General features: G+C 68.3%; 23 protein-coding genes. 10 read left to right on the top strand and 13 right to left on the bottom strand.

The features are described from left to right. Position 1 precedes the first annotated feature (1 nt). The 12 genes from ACUDCK_RS03305 to ACUDCK_RS03250 all read right to left on the bottom strand — a co-directional run bounded on the left by ACUDCK_RS03305 (position 2) and on the right by ACUDCK_RS03250 (position 7,983). Positions 2 to 640, bottom strand: coding sequence for an HrpE/YscL family type III secretion apparatus protein (locus ACUDCK_RS03305; RefSeq protein WP_054503471.1), 639 nt, complete (start codon positions 638 to 640; stop codon positions 2 to 4). Then, on the bottom strand, positions 610 to 1,266 hold the full coding sequence (locus ACUDCK_RS03300; RefSeq protein WP_064526208.1) for a SctK family type III secretion system sorting platform protein: 657 nt from the start codon (positions 1,264 to 1,266) through the stop codon (positions 610 to 612). Before ACUDCK_RS03300 ends, ACUDCK_RS03305 begins: the two co-directional genes overlap by 31 nt. Before the next feature lie 2 nt (positions 1,267 to 1,268). Continuing rightward, positions 1,269 to 2,111, bottom strand: a complete 843-nt coding sequence (gene sctJ, locus ACUDCK_RS03295) for a type III secretion system inner membrane ring lipoprotein SctJ (protein ID WP_175168052.1) — start codon at positions 2,109 to 2,111, stop codon at positions 1,269 to 1,271. Then, complete coding sequence (gene sctI / locus ACUDCK_RS03290; RefSeq protein WP_064526210.1) at positions 2,111 to 2,527, bottom strand: type III secretion system inner rod subunit SctI; 417 nt, start codon at positions 2,525 to 2,527, stop codon at positions 2,111 to 2,113. The genes sctJ and sctI overlap by 1 nt, the downstream gene beginning before the upstream one ends. 46 nt (positions 2,528 to 2,573) lie before the next feature. After that, positions 2,574 to 3,017, bottom strand: a complete 444-nt coding sequence (locus ACUDCK_RS03285; protein WP_054503467.1) for a tetratricopeptide repeat protein — start codon at positions 3,015 to 3,017, stop codon at positions 2,574 to 2,576. A gap of 3 nt (positions 3,018 to 3,020) precedes the next feature. Further along, positions 3,021 to 3,482, bottom strand: coding sequence for a tetratricopeptide repeat protein (locus ACUDCK_RS03280; RefSeq protein ID WP_081273539.1), 462 nt, complete (start codon positions 3,480 to 3,482; stop codon positions 3,021 to 3,023). A 38-nt stretch (positions 3,483 to 3,520) separates the two neighbouring features. Beyond that, positions 3,521 to 4,747 (bottom strand): type III secretion system translocon subunit SctE, encoded by a 1,227-nt coding sequence (gene sctE, locus ACUDCK_RS03275; protein ID WP_054503465.1) that lies wholly within the window; start codon positions 4,745 to 4,747, stop codon positions 3,521 to 3,523. A gap of 25 nt (positions 4,748 to 4,772) precedes the next feature. Beyond that, the gene (gene sctB, locus ACUDCK_RS03270) at positions 4,773 to 5,645 is read right to left on the bottom strand and encodes a type III secretion system translocon subunit SctB (RefSeq protein WP_175168051.1); all 873 of its coding nucleotides are present in this window, start codon (positions 5,643 to 5,645) and stop codon (positions 4,773 to 4,775) included. 50 nt (positions 5,646 to 5,695) lie between these two features. After that, complete coding sequence (locus ACUDCK_RS03265) at positions 5,696 to 6,208, bottom strand: SycD/LcrH family type III secretion system chaperone (protein WP_054503463.1); 513 nt, start codon at positions 6,206 to 6,208, stop codon at positions 5,696 to 5,698. Between the two features lie 31 nt (positions 6,209 to 6,239). Continuing rightward, a complete protein-coding gene (gene btc22, locus ACUDCK_RS03260) occupies positions 6,240 to 6,536 on the bottom strand; it encodes a Btc22 family type III secretion system chaperone (protein WP_054503462.1) in 297 nt (98 codons plus the stop codon). 38 nt (positions 6,537 to 6,574) lie between these two features. Continuing rightward, positions 6,575 to 7,177: a hypothetical protein gene (locus ACUDCK_RS03255; RefSeq protein WP_064526212.1), complete on the bottom strand. Its 603-nt coding sequence runs from the start codon at positions 7,175 to 7,177 to the stop codon at positions 6,575 to 6,577. A 137-nt stretch (positions 7,178 to 7,314) separates the two neighbouring features. Beyond that, positions 7,315 to 7,983 carry a hypothetical protein gene (locus ACUDCK_RS03250; protein ID WP_231132989.1) on the bottom strand — a complete coding sequence of 223 codons (669 nt, stop codon included), beginning with the start codon at positions 7,981 to 7,983 and terminating at the stop codon, positions 7,315 to 7,317. Between the two features lie 280 nt (positions 7,984 to 8,263). Here ACUDCK_RS03250 and sctW point away from each other — a divergent pair, with 280 nt between their 5' ends. Genes sctW through ACUDCK_RS03210 form a run of 8 tightly spaced genes read left to right on the top strand, consistent with a single transcriptional unit; the run spans position 8,264 to position 14,587 of the window. Then, a complete protein-coding gene (gene sctW, locus ACUDCK_RS03245) occupies positions 8,264 to 9,364 on the top strand; it encodes a type III secretion system gatekeeper subunit SctW (protein ID WP_175168050.1) in 1,101 nt (366 codons plus the stop codon). Beyond that, positions 9,361 to 9,741, top strand: a complete 381-nt coding sequence (locus tag ACUDCK_RS03240) for a hypothetical protein (protein WP_144656996.1) — start codon at positions 9,361 to 9,363, stop codon at positions 9,739 to 9,741. The genes sctW and ACUDCK_RS03240 overlap by 4 nt, the downstream gene beginning before the upstream one ends. A gap of 24 nt (positions 9,742 to 9,765) precedes the next feature. Next, a complete protein-coding gene (locus ACUDCK_RS03235; RefSeq protein ID WP_175168049.1) occupies positions 9,766 to 10,173 on the top strand; it encodes a hypothetical protein in 408 nt (135 codons plus the stop codon). 8 nt (positions 10,174 to 10,181) lie between these two features. Continuing rightward, the gene (locus ACUDCK_RS03230; RefSeq protein WP_054503547.1) at positions 10,182 to 10,541 is read left to right on the top strand and encodes a tetratricopeptide repeat protein; all 360 of its coding nucleotides are present in this window, start codon (positions 10,182 to 10,184) and stop codon (positions 10,539 to 10,541) included. A gap of 8 nt (positions 10,542 to 10,549) precedes the next feature. Beyond that, a complete protein-coding gene (sctV, locus tag ACUDCK_RS03225) occupies positions 10,550 to 12,643 on the top strand; it encodes a type III secretion system export apparatus subunit SctV (protein ID WP_175168074.1) in 2,094 nt (697 codons plus the stop codon). A gap of 25 nt (positions 12,644 to 12,668) precedes the next feature. Then, the gene (sctD, locus tag ACUDCK_RS03220) at positions 12,669 to 14,015 is read left to right on the top strand and encodes a type III secretion system inner membrane ring subunit SctD (RefSeq protein ID WP_175168048.1); all 1,347 of its coding nucleotides are present in this window, start codon (positions 12,669 to 12,671) and stop codon (positions 14,013 to 14,015) included. 22 nt (positions 14,016 to 14,037) lie between these two features. Next, on the top strand, positions 14,038 to 14,310 hold the full coding sequence (locus ACUDCK_RS03215; RefSeq protein WP_054503454.1) for an EscE/YscE/SsaE family type III secretion system needle protein co-chaperone: 273 nt from the start codon (positions 14,038 to 14,040) through the stop codon (positions 14,308 to 14,310). A gap of 10 nt (positions 14,311 to 14,320) precedes the next feature. Further along, positions 14,321 to 14,587 carry an EscF/YscF/HrpA family type III secretion system needle major subunit gene (locus ACUDCK_RS03210; RefSeq protein WP_054432779.1) on the top strand — a complete coding sequence of 89 codons (267 nt, stop codon included), beginning with the start codon at positions 14,321 to 14,323 and terminating at the stop codon, positions 14,585 to 14,587. 27 nt (positions 14,588 to 14,614) lie between these two features. On the opposite strand, the gene ACUDCK_RS03205 is transcribed toward ACUDCK_RS03210, so the two are convergent. Continuing rightward, the gene (locus tag ACUDCK_RS03205) at positions 14,615 to 15,034 is read right to left on the bottom strand and encodes a CesT family type III secretion system chaperone (protein ID WP_054503453.1); all 420 of its coding nucleotides are present in this window, start codon (positions 15,032 to 15,034) and stop codon (positions 14,615 to 14,617) included. 178 nt (positions 15,035 to 15,212) lie between these two features. Between ACUDCK_RS03205 and ACUDCK_RS03200 the strand changes: the two genes are divergently transcribed. Beyond that, positions 15,213 to 16,127, top strand: a complete 915-nt coding sequence (locus ACUDCK_RS03200; protein WP_175168047.1) for a hypothetical protein — start codon at positions 15,213 to 15,215, stop codon at positions 16,125 to 16,127. Then, on the top strand, positions 16,124 to 17,917 hold the full coding sequence (locus ACUDCK_RS03195; protein ID WP_175168046.1) for a patatin-like phospholipase family protein: 1,794 nt from the start codon (positions 16,124 to 16,126) through the stop codon (positions 17,915 to 17,917). The genes ACUDCK_RS03200 and ACUDCK_RS03195 overlap by 4 nt, the downstream gene beginning before the upstream one ends. Positions 17,918 to 17,920: the final 3 nt, after the last annotated feature.

Raw genomic sequence — 17,920 nt, 5'->3', positions numbered from 1 at the left:
GCTATACCCGGCTTCCCAAGGTGCGCTGGAAGGCCTGGCGCAGCGCCTGGAGTTGTCCTTCCAGGCTGGCCTCGACCATGCCGATCTCGCTTTCGAGGATGCAGGCGCCGCGCGCCAGCCGGCCGTCGGCCAGGATGTCGAGATAGCCCACGCCAGGATAGGCGGCCAGCAGGTCGTTGATCTGTTCGCGCACCGTGTCGACCTCGGCCGGGTTCAGCCGCAGGGTCATCTGCTTCTGGTTGCGCACCACCGCCAGGGCGTTGCGCACCACCACCATGACCTTCTCGCGGTCGTCGAAGCCATCCACCACCTTGCGCACGGCCGACATCACCAGTTCCACCATCTCGTTCTCGACGCCGGCGAAATACTCGACCGTGCGGCCGACGGTTTCGATCATCTTTTCGGCCTGGTCCAGCAGCGCCGCCTCGCGCCCCTCTTCGTAGCCGCGCTGACGCTCGGCCTCGAATGCCGCCTGGGCGCCGCCGACGATCTCGTCGGCCCGCGCCCGCGCCTGCGCGAGCAACTGTTCGGCATCGGCCCATGCCGCCAGCTCGGCGCCGCGCAACACGCGCGCGGCGGGGTCGACACGGCCGGCCGCGGCGCGCGGCGTCAGCGGATCGCGGGGAATGAGGAAAGCCATGCGGGCTCCGTTTTCTTCAGTAGCGACAGGCCCAGCGCCAGCGCCTGCGGCGCGGGCAGGGGCGCGGGCGGCGCGGGCAGGTCGGGCAGTTTCAGTTCGGCGCGTCGCGCCAGTTCGGGACCGGCGCCGCTCAGGGCCGCGCGCAGCGCGCCCTGGCCCAGCGCGTCCACCGCCGCGGTGGTCTCGGCCAGCGTCCAGGCGGCGCTGTCGGCCAGGCCGTCATGCAGGCTCGCGGCGGTGCGGCGGGTGAATTCCAGCAGGTCCGCGCCCAGATGCGCGATCAGCGCCCTCACCTCGTCGCCGGCGATGGCGCGGCGCAACCGCGGGCCGCACAGCACCGCGCCCAGCCGGCGCGCGCACTGCGCCAGCGCATCCGGCGCCAGCAGCGCCAGCGCCAGTTCGGGACGGTCGGGATCGGTCACCGGGCGTTGCCAGAGGCCCAGCGCGTCCAGGATCTCGCGCGACCAATGCCGATGCCATGCCGGCGCCAACGCGGGCGCGGCGGCAATCGCCGCCAGCGCGGCCGGCGGCGCGTAGACCGCGTGGCGGCTCGGGTGCAGCGTGCGGCTGGGCAACTGGTTGAATTCAACCAGCCTGCGGTCCAGCGCCGCCGATGCGGGCGCCATCCTCAGCGGGCCTCGGACACGGGTTCGCGGCGCTCGGGCCGGGCTCGGCCCGGCACGCCGTAGCGCCACAGCACGTAGGCCAGCGCGCCGGCCAGGGCCAGCACCAGCAGGATCAGCAGCGCCAGCCATGCCAGCAGCGTGACCGACGAGCCCTCGCCCACTTCGATGCCCAGCACCTGCCGCGTGGCGTGTCCGCCGCCCGAGGCCGCGGCGGGCTGCGCCGACACCAGCGCGATCGACACGCGGTCCTCGGTCAGCCCGGGAATCGCGTGCGTGACCAGCTTGCGGATCTGCGGCTGCAGCGCGTCCAGGTTGTAGCCCGCCTGGTGCTTGATGAACACCGCCGCGGTCGACGGCGTGGTGTTCTCGCCGACGCCGCCGCGTTCGGGCAGCACCACGTGCACCCGCGCGGCCAGCACCCCGTCCATCTGCGACAGGGTGTTGGTCAGTTCCTGCGAGAGCGCGTAGATATAGCGCGCGCGTTCTTCCAGCGGCGACGACACCAGGCCCTCCTTGCGGAAGATCTGCCCCATGCCGTCGAAGCGTTCACGCGGCAGGCCGCGGGCGCGCAGGATGTCCAGCGCGCGCGCCACCTGCTGGCCATCCACCGACACCGCCACGCCGGTCTTGGTGGTGGCCTTTTGCGCGGCGATGCCGGCATCCAGCAGCACCGACAGGACTTCGTTGGCCTCGCTCTCGCTGGCGGCCGAGAACAATTCCACGCGCGAGCCGCAGGCGGCCAGCAGCAAGGCCAGGCCCAGCACCAGCCAGCGCAGCCGCAACAGCGCCGAGGCCGCGCCGCGATCGGACGCGACGGGAAGAGACAGGGTTGAAACGGCGGGCATTAGGACATCCTGACGAGCGAATCGATGTTCTGCGTGGTGCGCGAGACGGCCTTGCCAACCAGTTCGTACTGCACCGACACCTGCACCAGGTCGGCCTGCAGCCGCAGCATGTCGGCGATCGCCGGCGCCGACGACATGGCGTCCAGGCGGCCTGAGATGTTCTGCCACTTTTCCGAATACTCGGTGGTGGTGTTGCGCAGGCTGGCCAGGATCTGGTTGCCGAGCGTGGCCGGGGCGGCGTCGACCGCGGGCGTGAAGGCAGTCTGCAGCGCGGCCTGCAGGCCGGTAAGCGCGGGCGCCTGCGGTTCGGGCGCGTTCATGATCGCGGCGAACCGCTGGGCGGCAAGCTCTGACGGCTGTACGCCTGGCGTGTTCGCCAACGGCGGCAAAGTGGCGGCGAGCGCTGTGATTTCCATGGTCCCTAGTTCCAGAATATCGATCGAAAAATCACCGGTTCCCGCCTCAGCCGTCGGCCGGGGCAAGCCCCAACAGCGCGCGCGCCAGGCGCGCGCCCTCGGTCCCGCCCTCAGCCAACGTTTCCAGCAGACGCGTGCTTTCCGCGCGGCGGCCGGCCAGTTGCAGTGCGAACCCGCGCCACGCGTCCAGCAGGATCCGCTCGGCGGGATCGGCCATCACCACGCTTTCCAGCAGACGCACCGCATCCGGCGCGCGACTGGCATTCATCCATGCCACCGCCAGCCCCACCACCGGATAGGCGCGGTCGGGCCGCAGGCGGCGCAAGGCGTTGAATATGGTCTCCGCGCGGGCACTGTCGCCCGCGCCCGCGGCCAGGAAGCCGACCTCGGCCAGCAGACGGGCGTCATCCGCAGAAAGCACAACAGCCGTCTCCTGGGAGACGGCTTGATCCGCTGAGGTCGACACGGAATGAGCGGCGCTATCGTTCATCTTTCATGACGCGGCCTCGCGCGAAGAGAGTTGCAACAATGCCTCGGCTCGCGCTCGCACCTGCGGCGGCGCGTCTGCCGCGCTCAGCAGTTGCAGGGTGCGTCGAGCCTGATCGAACTGGCGCGATGCCAATTGGCACTCTGCGATCCGCAACGCCGTGGGCAACGAATCGGGATAGAGCGTCAGTACCAGCGAATAGATGGTGACGGCCTCTTCCGCGCGCCCCAGCATCTGCAGGCACAGCCCCAACCCAATCAGGTAGTGCTTGCGCGTCGGGCCGTACTGCGCCAGGAACGCGAAGACCGGGAGTGCCTGCGCGTAGTGTTCCTGCGCCACGTGGGCGTAGGCCAGCGCATACACCACCTCGAGCTGCTCCGGCGTCAGGCGGGCGTTGGACGGCAGTGCCTCCATTCCGCGGTACAGCGCCTCGCCAAACTCGTCACGTTCCATTGCGCTATCGGCCATTTCCATTCCTCGATGCGGGTTCGGTTGCGGCTGCGGCATCAGACCGCCATCCGCTTGCCGATGTTGGCGGTGATCTGGGACATGCTGTCGGCGGCGCCGTTGATCATCTGCGACACCAGGCGCAGGCCGTCTTCCATCTGCTTGATCACCTTGGTTATCTCCTCCTGGGCCTCTTCCATCCTGGCCTGGAGCTTGCGGGCATAGGCGTCCATTTCCTTCTTGTCCGCCTGGATGTTGTCGGCTTCGTTCTTGGTCTTGGCCACGGAAATATTGATCGAGCCTTGCGCCACCTGTGTCGCGCCCTGGGTGATCTGGCCGGCGGCGCTTACCACCCGCGCCATCGTGCTGACGGCGGACGCCCCGCCGGATGCCGCGATAGTTACGGCGCCGACGGCGATGGTAGCCGCCAGGGAAAAGGCCATCGTCAAAGCCATGGTGGTGGTCTTGTCGGCGCCCGCGAGTTCGGCGACGCCGCCCGCCAGGTTGCCGAGCAGGCCGGGTTCGATCATCAGCAGCGCGGGCGAGGCCAGGCCCATGACGCCGGCCACCACCTTGCCGATGCGCTGCGCGGTTTCCTCGTCGACGCCGCAGGCCTGCAGGAACTTGCTGGCGATGGTCGTCATCAGATTGCTCAGGCTGATTTCCGGCCCGCCGCATTCCTTGGAAATCTGGTCCGCCAATGAAATCGTCGAACTGATCAGCGCCATCACGGCCAGGGCCAGCAAGGGCGTGGCGGCGCCACCCGAGGCCACCGCGCCGGCAGCCAGCACGGCCACGGCGATGGCCGAGAAAATCAGCGCGGCGATCTTGCCGATCCAGCCGAAGATCTTGCCCAGGATGCCCTTGCTCGCGGCCTCCTCGCACTTCTTGACGTAGTCCTGGATCTTCTGCAGTTGCGCCTCATTGTTCTTTTCCATCTTGGTGCGCGCTGTCGCCAGGTTCTCCTTGGCGCTCGAGATCTGTGCCTCGTCCGACTTGGAACGAATGCTGCGCAGCAGGTCAATCATGTCGTTGGCGGAGAACGACTGCGCCGGCGGCTCCAGCGTCGGCGCGCCGTTGCCATTGAACAGGCCATCGCTGCCGGCTGGCTGGCCCGCCGCCTTGCCGGTCGGCAGCGAACCAGCCATGCCGACGAAGGCGTCCAGCAGCTCGCGCACCCGGGCCGTGGCCTGGGCCGCCTGCGCGCCGGCGTCCGGCGGCATTCCTTCGTTGCCCGGCAACGCCCCGGCGCCGATGCCGGCGGGATTGGAAGAGATCGAAGTCATGTCGGCTTCCCCGTGGTTAGCGGACTCAGATATTGCGGGCGATGCCGCGGTTCGTTTCCATGCGGGACTGTTCGATCGACGCCAGCTTGTCACGCACGTCGCGGATCACGTCCATCATCTGCTGCGCCATCTCGCCAGCCTGCTGCATGCCCGACTCGTGCACCTTGGACTGGGCCTCCAGTTCGGAACGGCGCGCATCGTGTTCGGCCGCCTTCTGCTCCTGGGCGGCATTGATCATGGCGCCGATGCCACCAGCCACGCCAGACAGGCCGCCACCAGTGTCCGAGTAACTGCGGGCGCGCGACTCGGCGCCATCGCCGCCCTTGTTCAACACGCGCAACTGCAGCGCCCCCGAGCCGATCTGCGACAATCCGCCCGCGATCTGGAACGCGCCCTGCGTCATCGCGCCGATCATGCGTTCCTTGGCGGCATCGCGCATTTCCTGCGCGGCCCCTTTGAGGGTGTCGACCTGAGCCTGCAGTTCGTTGGCGCGCATTTCGCGGGCCGAACTGCGCATGGTCTGCGCCAGTTGCTGGAACAACGCCATGAAGGCATAGATATCCGTCTGCACGTCCTGTTCGCTCAACCGCGACAGGGCGTTGAACGCGTCGCCGGCGTCGGCGCCCCGCGGCACCTCCGGCGCCTGCAGGCCGCGCAGGCCGCCAAGCGTGTCCTGCAGCTTCTGGCCGATCTCGGCGCTGATCAGCGCCAGATCCTTGGGATCGACCGGGCCGGCCGCCCCCATGGCGCCCAGCAGCTTCTGCTTGATCGCCTCGTTTTCCGAAGCGATCTTCTGCGCGTTCTCCAGAACGCTCTTGATAACGTCGGGCGACGAGGCCAAGTCGTCGAGATTCTGCGGCAGATTGGCGCCGGCGCCGCCCGCGGAATTGATGTTCATGGAGTGACTCCCTCAACTGGTTATCCAGCGCCACCGGCGCGGGACATGCTTCAGGCACGCGGCCCCGTCAACGCCCCGCGCAACATCCTGGCCCTGGCGGCCACGGCCGCGTGCCGCTCCTGCCCTTCGCACAGGGCATCGACGGTGTCCAACGCCTCGATGGCCTCGTCGGTGCGCCCCATCTCCACCAGCGACTCGGCGCTGTAGTAGAGCGGCGCGGGGTCCAGCGGATCCGCCATGATGGCCGGCAGGTACTGGCGCAGCGCATCCTCGTGGCGTCCCAGCATACGGTTGGCGGCAGCCAGTGCCAGGCCGTAGCGCGGCTCGGTATGGTCATAGGTGACAAGCGCGGAAAACACCTTGAAGGCCTCGCTGTAGCGCTGCTGCTCGTACAGGGCGTGACCCAGCGAGTACATCGCTTGCAGTTCGGCGCCCGTCAGCCCCAGTACATCGCCGAGCTTGCCGCCCGCACGCAGGTAGCTGGCCAGGCCGCCGGTGGCCTCTTCCATGGCCGCGGTCAGGTTCTGCGTCAGCGCAGCGTTCTCTTCCGGAGTCAGACTCATCGGGATCTCCTTGGGGGGACGGCCTTGGGACTTAAACCATCGGGCGGATTTTCTTCACGCCGCCCGAGGCCGGCGCGCTGGCGAAGCGCTGGCGCGCCATTTCCTGCGCCACTTCGGCCTCGATGGCCTCCAGATCCTGCCGCACCAGGGTCTCGGCTTGCTCCCGTTCCTTGGGCCCCAGGCGGGCGGCCGTCACCGCACGCACTTTCTCCGGATCCAGTCCCTGGTCACGGTAGAAATCATCGGCCCGCTCCAGGGTTCGGCGGGCGTCATCCAGCACGCGCTCGGCTTCGGCGTGGATCTGTTCGGCGGTTTTCTTGAGACTCATGGCGCGGTTCCGGGATGGAGAAAAATGAGTGGGGCTGGTCAACGCATGTTGCCGATGATGGACGAACGGCTGTCCTGCATCTTCTTGAGGAAGTTCGTCATCACATCGAACGCCTCATTGCGCTTGTTGGTCATGCCTTGCAGGCGCGTCATGTCCATCTGCTGCGTGTTCGACAACGCATCCACCTTGTTCTTGATGGCCTGGATGGCGGTATCGAGGCTGCCCTTGGTGACCTTGCTGATGCCACCGTCCACCTGCAACTGGTACTTGTCGGTATTCAGGTCCATGCCGGCATCGCCCATCGCCTTCCACATGGCGTCGCGCATCTGGTTGTAGCGGTTGTCATTGGCGGTGCCCGCCTTGTTCCAGTCCGGAATGTCGCCATCCTGCATCTTGGTCGCGCCGTCCTTGCCGGATTTGAACAACCCCGCGAGCGCGTTCAGGCTGTTCATGGCCTCGTTCAGCTTGGCGATCTGCTCGTTGCGGCCCTGCACTTCCTTGATCTGGTTCTGCAACTGGGCATCCAGCAACTTGACGCGCTCGTTCTGGACCGCCATCAGGGCGGTCTCCAGGTCCATGCCCGAAATGTCGATGCCGCCGATGCTGCCGGCGCCGTTCGCGCCGCCCACGGGTGAATTCATGCCTATCTCCAATTGGTAAGGGGTTCCGGCGGCAGTGGCCTCGGGTTTTCCCCTGGCGCCGGCAGTTACCGGCCCCGCATGCAGCTTGAGTAACCGGGCCGTCGCGCGAGTTCCACATCCATGCCGCCTTTTTGCCCTCAACGCATGTTGCCGATGATGGACGAACGGCTGTCCTGCATCTTCTTGACGAAGTTCGTCATCACGTCGAATGCTTCATTGCGCTTGTTGGTCAATCCCTGCAGCCGCAGCATTTCCATCTGCTGGGTATTACCCAGGGCGTCCACCTGGTTCTTGGCGGTGGCGATTTCGTTCTTGTTGGTCTCGATGCTGGCGGTGTTTTCCTTGATGCTGGCCTCCAGGCCTGCCACCTTGGCCGAGATCTGGTCGACCCAGTCCTGCACCACGCGGCCCTTGGCATCCATCGTGCCGTTGCGATCCACGTCGCGCGGCGCATCGGCGCCTGCCGGCACGGTCAGCCCGGCCTGCTTGATCTGGTCCAGGGTGGCGTGGGACAGCGCCTTGTCATCGCCCTGCCCCCAGGACAGGCCGTACCAGCCTTCGGGATTGGGACATTTGCTGGCCGCCAGCCGCCCCTGCAGATCCTTGAGCTCGGCGATCTGCTGTTGCATCGACACATTGGACGCCTCCAGCTTGTTGTTCTCGGCGCCCTTGGCGGTGATCGACTCGTTCAAGCCCGCCATCTGCGCATTGCGGGCGTTGACCGAATCCAGTTGCTGCCGCAGCGAATTCTCCAGCAATTGCGCCCGTTGGTTCTGCACCGCCAGCAGGGCGGTTTCCAGATCCATGCCCTGAAAATCCATACCCGCAATACCGCTGGCACCCGCACCGCTTACCGTGGACATATTCGCTCTCCTTGCGCCGACGGGCCCGCCGCCTTGGGCGCAAAACCCGGGTTAACCCTGAAAGACCTTCACATTCCGCTGCCGATCGCCCCGGAATGCCCGCATGCCGTGTTGGTAACCAAACCCCTGCCTCGGTTCCATCAGCCGATGATGGAACTTTCCCCGCCCATCCGTTACTACCCCTGACTGTGCGCGGCCTTCGTCCGCCGTTCCTCGCGCCTTCATGAACCGTATCGACGCCGGCCTGCCTCCTTCCGCTTTCTCGTCCACGACCTCGCACGCCGACATCCAGCACGGCCAGCAGCAGGTCGGCACGATGCTGGGCCAGGCCGCCACGGCCGTCGACGGCGAGGTCTCGCTGGCCGATTCCGCCGAGGAACTCAGCCTGCACATGGCCGAGAAGACCGAGGACAAGCACCACGCGGAACGCAAGATCGGCCGCGACGCCCCGCTGCAGATGCTCAGCGCCGAGGCCATCGTGGCCTACCTGGCCGAGTCGCACGACGCCGACGCGCAGGAAAAGCTGATCGAGCTGGCGCGTCATCTGCTGGCCGGCCAGGCCGACCCGCGCCAGGCCGCCGCCCGGGCCTTCGGCGATGCCGCCGGCCAGTACCTTGGGCTGCAATACGCGCTGCGCCAGGGCGAACGCGACGGCGCGCCCGAGGACGTACTGGACGGCCTGCGCGAGGCGCTGGCCGACCTGGAACTGGAAAGCGGCCCGCAGATCCGCGCCAGCCTGAACACCATCGGCGCGGCCGCCGGCTATGCCGACGACGCCCGCGGCGTGGCCGACTTCCAGCGCACCTACCAGGACGTAGTGCTCGGCGAAGCGTCGCTGGCCAAGACCCTGACGCTGGCGCTGGAGCGCTTCGGCGGCAAGGACGTGGGCCGCGGCCTGCAGCAACTGATCCAGGCCCTCGGCCAGGACCTGGCCGCGGCGCGACCGTCCACCAGCCCGGACCGGCTGCAGGCGCTGATGCAGGATCTGTATCAGTTGGGCGTGGCGGTCACCGTGCTGGACGGCTGCGGCGAACTGGGTGAAAAGATGGCGCGGGAGCACGGCAAGCCGTTGGCGGCCGATCAATTGATGCGCGACCTGGTCAACGTCAGCAACGAGAAGTGGATCTCCGAATCGCGCTTCACGGCCCTGGCCGCCAGCCACGGCGCCGACAGCGTCGCCGCGCGCATCACCTTCCTGGGCGGCGTGCGCGCGGTGCTCAAGGACCTGCCGCTGCCGATGTACCCCGACCCGGATGCCCGCCAGTCCGTCCTGGGCGCGGCGCAACTGGCCCTGGACGCGGCCATCGACGAGGAATACGAATGAACAGCCTGGATCGCGCCCTGGGCGCCTTCGGCGAGACCATCGGCCTGGGGCGGCTCGCCCTGGGGCCGCACGGCAACCTGGCGCTGCAACTGGATTCGGGCCGTCGGGTCGTCATCGAGGCGGCCGACGGCGAAGTGTTGGTCTACGTCTCGGATCCGGTGCCCTATGACGCCCCGACGCGCCTGCTGCAGGCCTGGCGGCGGGCGCACCATTCGCGCCTGGCTGGCTACCCGGTGCAGGCCGCCCTGCGCGAGCAGGACGGCATTCCCCGTTTGCTGGCGCTGACCCGATTGCCCGCCGACCAGGCCGACGCCACCGAGCTGCGACGCGCGGCGGACACGCTGGCGCGCTGGCTCGACGACGCGCGCGCCAACTGAACCTGAAACGGAGACCCTCGCACCATGTCCGATATGCGCATCAGCGGCTTCGCCTTCGACCGAGGACTGGACGGCATCACCTACGCCGGCCGCGAGGCCGCCGGCCAGCACCTGCCCGAACGCCAGGAACTGGCCCCGCCGGCGGAGGGCGTCAAGGCGCAACTGGCCCAACTGCTCGACACGCCGAACATCGACCGCTACCTCGACAGCCAGTTGCGCCCCACGGTCGCCAACCGCGACCTGCTGCTGCCCGGCAAGTTCGCGCAGGCCCTGCAGGCGACGCTGGAAGGCCTGTCCGCCGCGGCCGAACAAAACCAGGACCACAATCCCGAGGATGCCCGGGCGCTGAATCGCGCCGTGCGGCTGCTCAAGGACGAGGCCGGCCTGCGCGACCTGGTCGCCATGTACCGCAGCGCGCTGTACCAGGGATGAGCGCCGCCATGCCCCTGCCCCCCGACGCCCGCGAGCTGCTCAGCCTGCTGGCCTATGTCTACCTGGAAAACAACCGGCCCGAAAAGACCGCGGTGGTGCTGAACGCGCTACGCACCCTGGGACAGGCCGACGCCCGCCAGCTCGCCACCCTGGCGCTGGCGCAATTGCGCGCCGGCAAGCCCGACGCGGCCCTGTCGACGCTGGACCAGTTGGCCATGCAGGGCGGCGTCGACGCGCCGTTCCACCTGATCCGCTCGCAGGCCCTGCTGGCCCTGGAGCGGCGCGACGAGGCCGCCGCGGCCATGCGCGCCTACGTTGCCCTGCGCCCCGCCCCGGCGGCCGCGCCCACCGAAGCGGAAACGACGTGAGCCGACCCATGCAAGCCCTGAACCGCGTCGTCGCCGCCGCCACCAGCCGCAACGATATCGTCCTGGCGGTCCTGATCGTCTCGATCATCTTCATGATGATCCTGCCGCTGCCGACGACGCTGGTCGACGTGCTGATCGGCGCCAACATGACGCTGTCGGCGATCCTGCTGATGGTGGCCATGTACCTGCCGTCGCCGCTGGCGTTCTCGTCATTCCCGTCGGTGCTGCTGGTCACCACGCTGTTCCGCCTGGGCATCTCGATCGCCACCACCCGCCTGATCCTGCTGCAGGGCGACGCCGGCCACATCATCGAGACCTTCGGCAACTTCGTGGTCGGCGGCAACCTGATCGTCGGCCTGGTGGTGTTCCTGATCCTCACCATCGTGCAGTTCGTCGTGATCACCAAGGGCGCCGAGCGCGTGGCCGAAGTGGCGGCGCGCTTCTCGCTGGACGCCATGCCCGGCAAGCAGATGTCGATCGACGCCGACCTGCGCGCCGGCACCATCGACATGGACGAGGCGCGCAAGCGCCGCTCGGTGGTGGAAAAGGAAAGCCAGTTGTACGGCGCCATGGACGGCGCCATGAAGTTCGTCAAGGGCGACGCCATCGCCGGCCTCATCATCGTCGCGGTCAACCTGCTTGGCGGCATTCTCATCGGCACCATGCAGCGCGGCCTGTCCGCCGGCGAAGCGGTGCAGGTGTATTCCATCCTGACCATCGGCGACGGCCTGATCGCGCAGATTCCGGCCCTGTTCATCGCCATCTGCGCCGGCATCATCGTGACCCGGGTGCAGACCGGCGACGGCCCCTCCAACGTCGGCAAGGACATCGGCGCCCAGGTGCTGGCGCAGCCGCGCGCTCTCTTGATCGCCGCCGCCATCGCCGTCGGCATGGGCCTGATCCCCGGCATGCCCACCCTGACCTTCCTGGCGCTGGCGGCGGTGGTGGGCACCATCGGCTTCGTGCTGCTGCGCGGCACGCGCAAGGTGGTGGACGAGAAGACCGGCGAGATCACCGAGATCCCGGCGCTGGCGGCCGACGGCCAGAAGCCGCAGGCCGGGCCGCGCGCCGACGGCAGCGCAGAATTCGCGCCCACGCTGCCGCTGATGATCGACGTGGCCGCCGCGCTGCAGCGCAGCTTCGACGCCGATGAACTGAACGAGGAACTGCTGAAGATCCGCCGCGCGCTCTACTTCGACCTGGGCGTGCCGTTCCCCGGCATCCAACTGCGCTTCAACGACGCGCTGCCCGCAGACACCTACAACATCCTGCTGTCCGAAGTGCCGGTATCGCAAGGCAAGCTGCGGCCGGGCGCGGTGCTGGTGCGCGACACGGAACAGAACCTGCAGGCGCTGCAGGTGCCCTACGAAACCGACAAGCGCTTCCTGCCCAACGTCCCCACGCTGTGGGTCGACGCCGGCCTGGCGCCGACGCTGTCGGCCGCCGGCATTCCGTTCCTGGACCCGCACCAGGTGTTGACCTGGCATCTGGCCTTCGTGCTGAAGAAATACTCGTCGGACTTCATCGGCATCCAGGAGACGCGCTTCCTGCTGACGGCGATGGAAGACCGCTTCCCCGATCTGGTCAAGGAAGCGCTGCGCGTGATGCCGGTGCAGAAGATCGCCGAGATCCTGCAGCGGCTGGTGTCCGAGGATATCTCGGTGCGCAACCTGCGCGCGGTGCTGGAAGCGCTGATCGAATGGGGCCAGAAAGAGAAGGACTCGGTGCTGCTGACCGAATACGTGCGCGTCTCGCTCAAGCGCCATATCAGCTACAAATATTCGAGCGGCCAGAACATCCTGCCCGCCTACCTGCTGGCGCCCAACGTCGAAGAGACCGTGCGCGGCGCCATCCGCCAGACCTCGGCCGGCAGCTACCTGGCGCTCGATCCCAATGCCTCGCGCAAGCTGGTGGACAACATCAAGCGCGCCACCGGCGACCTGGCCGCCGCCGCGCAAAAGCCCGTGCTGCTGACCTCGATGGACATCCGCCGCTACCTGCGCAAGATGATCGAACAGGACCTGTACGAATTGCCGGTGCTGTCCTACCAGGAGCTGACGCAGGAGATCAACGTACAGCCGCTGGCCAGGGTGGACCTGTGAACGCCCCCGCAACCGGAGCCCCCTCATGAGCGAAGCGCTGGAATTGCGCGTGCTGTCCGGGCTGCATCGCGATGCCCGCTGCCAGGTCGCGGACGGCGCGGTGCTGGGCGCCGACCCGGCCTGCGACATCGTGCTGGCCGACGACGGCATGGGTCCGCGCGCCGCGCGCGTGCGCATCGGCGAAGGCGGCTGGGACCTGTCGCTGGACGACGGCGCGCCCAACGGGATGCCCGGCACGCCGTTCAACCGGCCGGTGCCGCTGGGTCCGGTCTGGATCACGGTGGCCCGGCGCGGCGCCCCCTGGGCCAACGCCCCCGATGCCGCCAACGATGCGCTGGCGCGCGGCGCGGCCGAGCCGGATGCTGCCGCCACGGCGACATCGCCTCCCCCGCCTGCGGGCGCGGCGCCGACCAGCGAAGAAGAGCTTCAACTGGAGCGGCGCCTGCCGCTGCCGCCTGCGCAGGGTCGGCGTCGCAAGCGCGACTCCTGGCCCATGGTGCTGGGCCTGGCCGCGGTCGTGCTGACCATCTTCGTGGCCATCGCCCTGACCCTGATGCCGCAATCCAGCGCCACCCGCGCGCCGCAGGTGGATCCGCGCCTGGCGGCCGCGGAGAAATCCGTGGGGCAGATCTCGGCGGTGTTCGAGCGCATGGGCCTGGCCTCGCGCCTGCACGTCTCGATGGCGCGCGACGGCGTGGTGACGGTGTCGGGATGGGTGCGCAACGCCGCCGAACAGGACGCCGTGGCCTCGGCGCTGTCGCAGATCTGGCCCATGCCCGCCCTGCGCATCAGCAACGAGGACGAGGTGGTGCGCACCGCCCGCGCGGCCCTGCGCGCGTTCAATGTGCGCTATGACCCGCGGTATGAAGGCGACGGCCGCCTGAATGTCGTCGGCATCGCCAGCAGCGCGCGCGAACGCGCGTCTGCGCTGGATACCCTGCGGGCGCAGTTGCCCGGCATGACGGTGCTGGGCAATGGCATCGCGTTGACGCAGCAACTCAGCGACGCCCTCTCCAGCCAGTTGGTGGACGCCGGCCTATCCGGCGTCACCCTCGCGTGGAAGCCCGACCACCTGGAAATCGCCGCGGGCGCGCTCGACGACGATCAGCAGGTCCGACTGCAGGACGTGCTGAACGAATTCAACCAGGCCCATCTCGGCGTGGCCCGCTTGGCCGCGGCCAGCGCCTCGCCGGCGGCCGACAGCGTGCCGTTCGTGATCCGCAGCGTGGTCGGCGGGCCTCAGCCCTTCATCGTACTGGAAGACGGCAGCAAGCTGCTGGTGGGCGGCGTCTACCGCAAGTACCGCCTGGTCGCCGTGGAGAACACCCGAATCATTTTCGAAGGCCCGCGCAGCGCCATCGTGACGCGCTGACATCCCAACCGACTCTGCCGCCATGACCGATACGACCGCCCTGACCGAACTGGAACAACGCCTGGCCGCCCCTGGCGGCGCCGCGTTGCGCGCCGCGCTGGCGCAGCGCCTCGCCGAACTGGAGCAAAGCGCCAACCAGCGCCTGGCTTCTGGCCTGGTGCCGGTCGCGTTCCAGCAATACCAGGCGGTGGCACAGGCCGCCGCCGCCGCGCGCGAGGTGCTGGCCGCGCTGCAACTTGACCCCCGGGATGCCGGCGCCGCGCCGTCCGCCCCTTTCTCCCCCCTTAATCGCTAGGAGACGCATCATGGCATTGAACGGATTGACCGGCTCGTCCGGCCTGAATTTCAATAGCGTGAACAGCACGATCTATGACAGCATCCGGTCGCAGGAAAGCAACCTGCAGACGACGCTGTCGAACCTGCGCACCAACGCCGACGGCAGCGTGTCGCAAGCAGATATGCTGAAGATGCAGCAACAGGTGCAGCAATGGACCATGCTGATCGAGATCCAGAGCACGATCACCAAGCAGATCGCGGACTCGCTCAAGGGCGTGATCCAGAAAGCCAGCTAAGCCGGCCCCGGCGGCCGCCACGCGGGTTCAGACCGATTGCATCATGAAGGCGGGATTGCGCCACGGCGCGTCAGCGCCCGGCTCGGCGCGCGCGGCGCGCTTCTCCCAGGCCTCGACCTGGTTGAGCAGCGCATCGATCGCGGCCAGCAGCGCATCCGCGCCGCATTGCTCGCGCGGCAGGCCCAACTGCAGGTGCATGCGGCCGTCAGGGGCCGCGCACGCCACCACGCCGCCGCCTGCCTGCAGGAAGTTGCCCTGTGCGGCAAGCAGCGCCAGCGCGCCGTCCATCCTGCCCCCGCCGACCGCGCACGACAACAGGATCTGGCCGCGCGCGCCATGCGCCATCAATTGCACCAGATGGCGACCATCGAATGCCAACTGACACAGGCCACCCTCCGCGGGCGCCAGCGCGGGAATGCCCAGCGCCTGGCCGAGTTCGGAAAGCACTTGGGCGAATTGAGGGTCTGACACGGTAACAGGGGGCCACGCGGGCGCGGCCGCTCGAAGCGCAAGATGGATGAGCCGACATTATGGCACCCGCGCCGCGCGAATCCCAGGCCCCGGCACGGAACCGGAAGGCATAGAGCTGTTACTCAGGGGGTGATTCCCACTTCGCGAGCTTCCCATGGCGCACAACTCCCTCTCCGACTTCGCGCGGGCCGCGGCCCAATACGCGCAGGCGCATGTCGATTCCAGCGACACCGAACAGCCCGCGCAATGGGCCGTCCCGCTGGACGACCATCATCAACTCGGCATGACGCGCAACGCGCAAGACGGCAGCGTGGTGCTCACCGCCTGGCGCCACGCCTTCAACGACGCGCCCGGCTTCGATGACCCGCAGGGCGAAGCGCTGCTGCGCCGCAGCTTCGATACGCGCCTGGGCGCCGGCCTGATCGGCGGCATCTCGCCGGAGTTGGGTCCGAGCCTGAGCCTGCCACTATATGCGGCCTGCGACGCCCAGGCGTTGCACGACATCGCCGACGCGCTGCTGCGCGAACTCGACCGCCTGGCCCGTCCCGATCCCGACGCCACCCCGCCCGCGACGCTTCCCCGCGGCCCGCAAGGCGACGCGCGCCAGGCCGAGCGCGACCTGGCACGGCTGGCGCAGGCCTGCGGACTGGACACGCTGCCCAGCGGCGCGCGCCAGTTCGATCTGCTGTTCGACGACCTACCCGGCCGCGTCACGCTGCATCCCGACAACCAGCGGCTGCTCACCGACTTCTTCGTGCACGACGCCGCCACGCTGCAGGGCAGCCTGCGCCGCGCCGTCATCAAGGGCGCGCTGCTCATCAACCAGAACGCGTTGCGCGGCCACGCCTACGTGATGGGCCTGGACAGCCGCCAGTTCGTGACCGGCACCGGCCGGATCGCGCTGCACCGGCTCGATGACGACACCTGGCCGCGCTGGCTGCAATACCAGGTGGCGCAAGCGCAGGACACGCGCGCCCTGGTGCGCGACCTGGCGCTGGAAGGCGCGCAGATCTCCTTTGGCATATCGGCCGGCGCCATGGGCGTCGCCGCACCGGGAGCACTCGCATGAACGGTATCTCCAGCGCCATCCAGAACAGCGCCGCGGCCTCCGTATGGCAACCGCCGGCACAGGCGCCGACCTCGCTGCTGGGCCAGCTCAAGGGCCTGTTCGTCACGCCCGACACCAACGCCGCCCACGTCGACGCGGCCAAGCGCTCGTTCGAACAGTACTTCATGCAGGAGACCAGCGCGCTCGCCAACATGATGGGCCCCAAGGGCATCGAGAGCTTCGCCGGCGACGTGCAGACGCGCTTCGAGTCCATCGTCCAGCGCTCCTTCGACGCGCTGCCGCGCAGACAGGACGGCTCGGTCGATGGCAAGGACTTCGCCAGCGCCATGAAATCCGCCGGCAAGTCCGCCGCCATGGCGCTGGACCGGCTGAAAGTGGATGCGGCCCGCTCGGAACTGATGTCCAACCTGCCGCAGGCCGACACCCGTCCGCAGATCATTCCCCGCGGCGACAAATACGTCGTCATCCGCTCCGCGCCGCAGCTCGAGAATATGGCGCTGCGCGGCGGCGGCGCCAAGGGCATCGGCTACAGCGCCGGCCTGGACCAGATGGAAAAGACCGGCATGCTGGCCGGTCTCAAGCACCTGTCGGGCTCGTCCGCCGGCGCCCTCACCGCCACCTGCCTGGCGGCGGGCCTGAGCGCCGCGCAGTTCGAGCAGGGGCCGGCCGACGCCCTGTTCCGCCCGGGCATGCTCGATGCGCTCAAGGGCGGCAGCGACCTGGCGCGCATCTATCCCGACCTGAAGATGGAAGGCGGCCTGGCGCCCGCCGTCGCTTCCTTGAAGGTGGTCGACCAGACCACCGCGCGCAGCGTGCACGACTACCTGACGACGCACTGGAACACCCATGCGTTCCAGGACAAGCTGGTCGCGCTCGCCGGCCAGGGCCAGCTGAGCGACCGCCAGCTCGAACGCCTCAGCCGCCTGCAGCAGCTCCCGGACTTCGAGCAGGAACACAAGGACAGCATGATCACGTTCGGCGACCTGAAGCTGCTGAACACGCTGGCGCCCGACAAGTTCAAGCAGCTGACGCTCACCGGTTGGAACAAGACCGACCAGGTCGAGGAATACTTCGACGCCGACAGCACGCCGGACATGCCGATCGCCTATGCCGCGCGCATGTCGATGTCGTTCCCGATCGCGTTCAAGGCGGTGTCGGTGGAGACGGCCGACGGCGGCAAGAAGGTCTATGCCGACGGCGGCATCGGCAGCAACATGCCGTCCGAGGTCTTCACCCATCCGAAGGACGCGCAGGGCGTGCCCACCGCCCTGACCGGTGACGCGCTCGGCCAGACGCAGGCCCGCACCCTGCTGCTGACCTTCGACGAAAACGGCAAGGCCTACCAGATCATGCACGGCGGCCCGCCGCAGGCGCCGACGCCCGGCGTGCTGGGCAAGATCAAATCGTTCTTCGTCAACCTGATCACCAGCCACCCCGACCAGGCCGGCGCCGATTTCGCCGACAAGCAGAAGATCTGGACGGCCGGCCCGAACGCGCTGCCGGTGTTCCACGGCGGCATCAGCACGCTGACCTCGAACATCAGCGACGAGGTCCAGCACCAGGCCCACATGCTGTCGGCCTGGAAGTCGCTGGAGCAGATCGCGGTGCGCACGCATCAGGCCTACTCGATGGAATGCGACAGCCTGGCGGACCTGGCGGGCCTGTTGACCGACGGCGAAAAGCAGGCGCTGCGCACGGGCGCCGCGCCGGACGGCCTGCAACGGCAGTTGCTGGCGCTGCTGGACAACGTCCCGCCCCCCGGGCCGGGACTGATGCCGCAATTGGCCTGAACC

Source organism: Achromobacter sp. CF-sbj1-Ac2-l, from assembly GCF_052698165.1.
This window is presented reverse-complemented; position numbering and strand designations above follow the sequence as displayed.

Coding starts and splice junctions, on each gene's coding strand:
- ACUDCK_RS03195 (WP_175168046.1), top strand. CDS start 16,124: ATGAACGGTATCTCCAGCGCCATCCAGAACAGCGCCGCGGCCTCCGTA.
- ACUDCK_RS03280 (WP_081273539.1), bottom strand. CDS start 3,482: ATGGCCGATAGCGCAATGGAACGTGACGAGTTTGGCGAGGCGCTGTAC.
- ACUDCK_RS03265 (WP_054503463.1), bottom strand. CDS start 6,208: ATGAGTCTGACTCCGGAAGAGAACGCTGCGCTGACGCAGAACCTGACC.
- sctB (WP_175168051.1), bottom strand. CDS start 5,645: ATGAACATCAATTCCGCGGGCGGCGCCGGCGCCAATCTGCCGCAGAAT.
- sctJ (WP_175168052.1), bottom strand. CDS start 2,111: ATGCCCGCCGTTTCAACCCTGTCTCTTCCCGTCGCGTCCGATCGCGGC.
- ACUDCK_RS03235 (WP_175168049.1), top strand. CDS start 9,766: ATGTCCGATATGCGCATCAGCGGCTTCGCCTTCGACCGAGGACTGGAC.
- sctW (WP_175168050.1), top strand. CDS start 8,264: ATGAACCGTATCGACGCCGGCCTGCCTCCTTCCGCTTTCTCGTCCACG.
- btc22 (WP_054503462.1), bottom strand. CDS start 6,536: ATGAGTCTCAAGAAAACCGCCGAACAGATCCACGCCGAAGCCGAGCGC.
- ACUDCK_RS03230 (WP_054503547.1), top strand. CDS start 10,182: ATGCCCCTGCCCCCCGACGCCCGCGAGCTGCTCAGCCTGCTGGCCTAT.
- ACUDCK_RS03255 (WP_064526212.1), bottom strand. CDS start 7,177: ATGAATTCACCCGTGGGCGGCGCGAACGGCGCCGGCAGCATCGGCGGC.
- ACUDCK_RS03215 (WP_054503454.1), top strand. CDS start 14,038: ATGACCGATACGACCGCCCTGACCGAACTGGAACAACGCCTGGCCGCC.
- ACUDCK_RS03250 (WP_231132989.1), bottom strand. CDS start 7,983: ATGGATCTGGAAACCGCCCTGCTGGCGGTGCAGAACCAACGGGCGCAA.
- ACUDCK_RS03240 (WP_144656996.1), top strand. CDS start 9,361: ATGAACAGCCTGGATCGCGCCCTGGGCGCCTTCGGCGAGACCATCGGC.
- ACUDCK_RS03305 (WP_054503471.1), bottom strand. CDS start 640: ATGGCTTTCCTCATTCCCCGCGATCCGCTGACGCCGCGCGCCGCGGCC.
- ACUDCK_RS03200 (WP_175168047.1), top strand. CDS start 15,213: ATGGCGCACAACTCCCTCTCCGACTTCGCGCGGGCCGCGGCCCAATAC.
- ACUDCK_RS03210 (WP_054432779.1), top strand. CDS start 14,321: ATGGCATTGAACGGATTGACCGGCTCGTCCGGCCTGAATTTCAATAGC.
- sctI (WP_064526210.1), bottom strand. CDS start 2,527: ATGGAAATCACAGCGCTCGCCGCCACTTTGCCGCCGTTGGCGAACACG.
- ACUDCK_RS03300 (WP_064526208.1), bottom strand. CDS start 1,266: ATGGCGCCCGCATCGGCGGCGCTGGACCGCAGGCTGGTTGAATTCAAC.
- ACUDCK_RS03285 (WP_054503467.1), bottom strand. CDS start 3,017: ATGAACGATAGCGCCGCTCATTCCGTGTCGACCTCAGCGGATCAAGCC.
- sctV (WP_175168074.1), top strand. CDS start 10,550: ATGCAAGCCCTGAACCGCGTCGTCGCCGCCGCCACCAGCCGCAACGAT.
- sctE (WP_054503465.1), bottom strand. CDS start 4,747: ATGACTTCGATCTCTTCCAATCCCGCCGGCATCGGCGCCGGGGCGTTG.
- sctD (WP_175168048.1), top strand. CDS start 12,669: ATGAGCGAAGCGCTGGAATTGCGCGTGCTGTCCGGGCTGCATCGCGAT.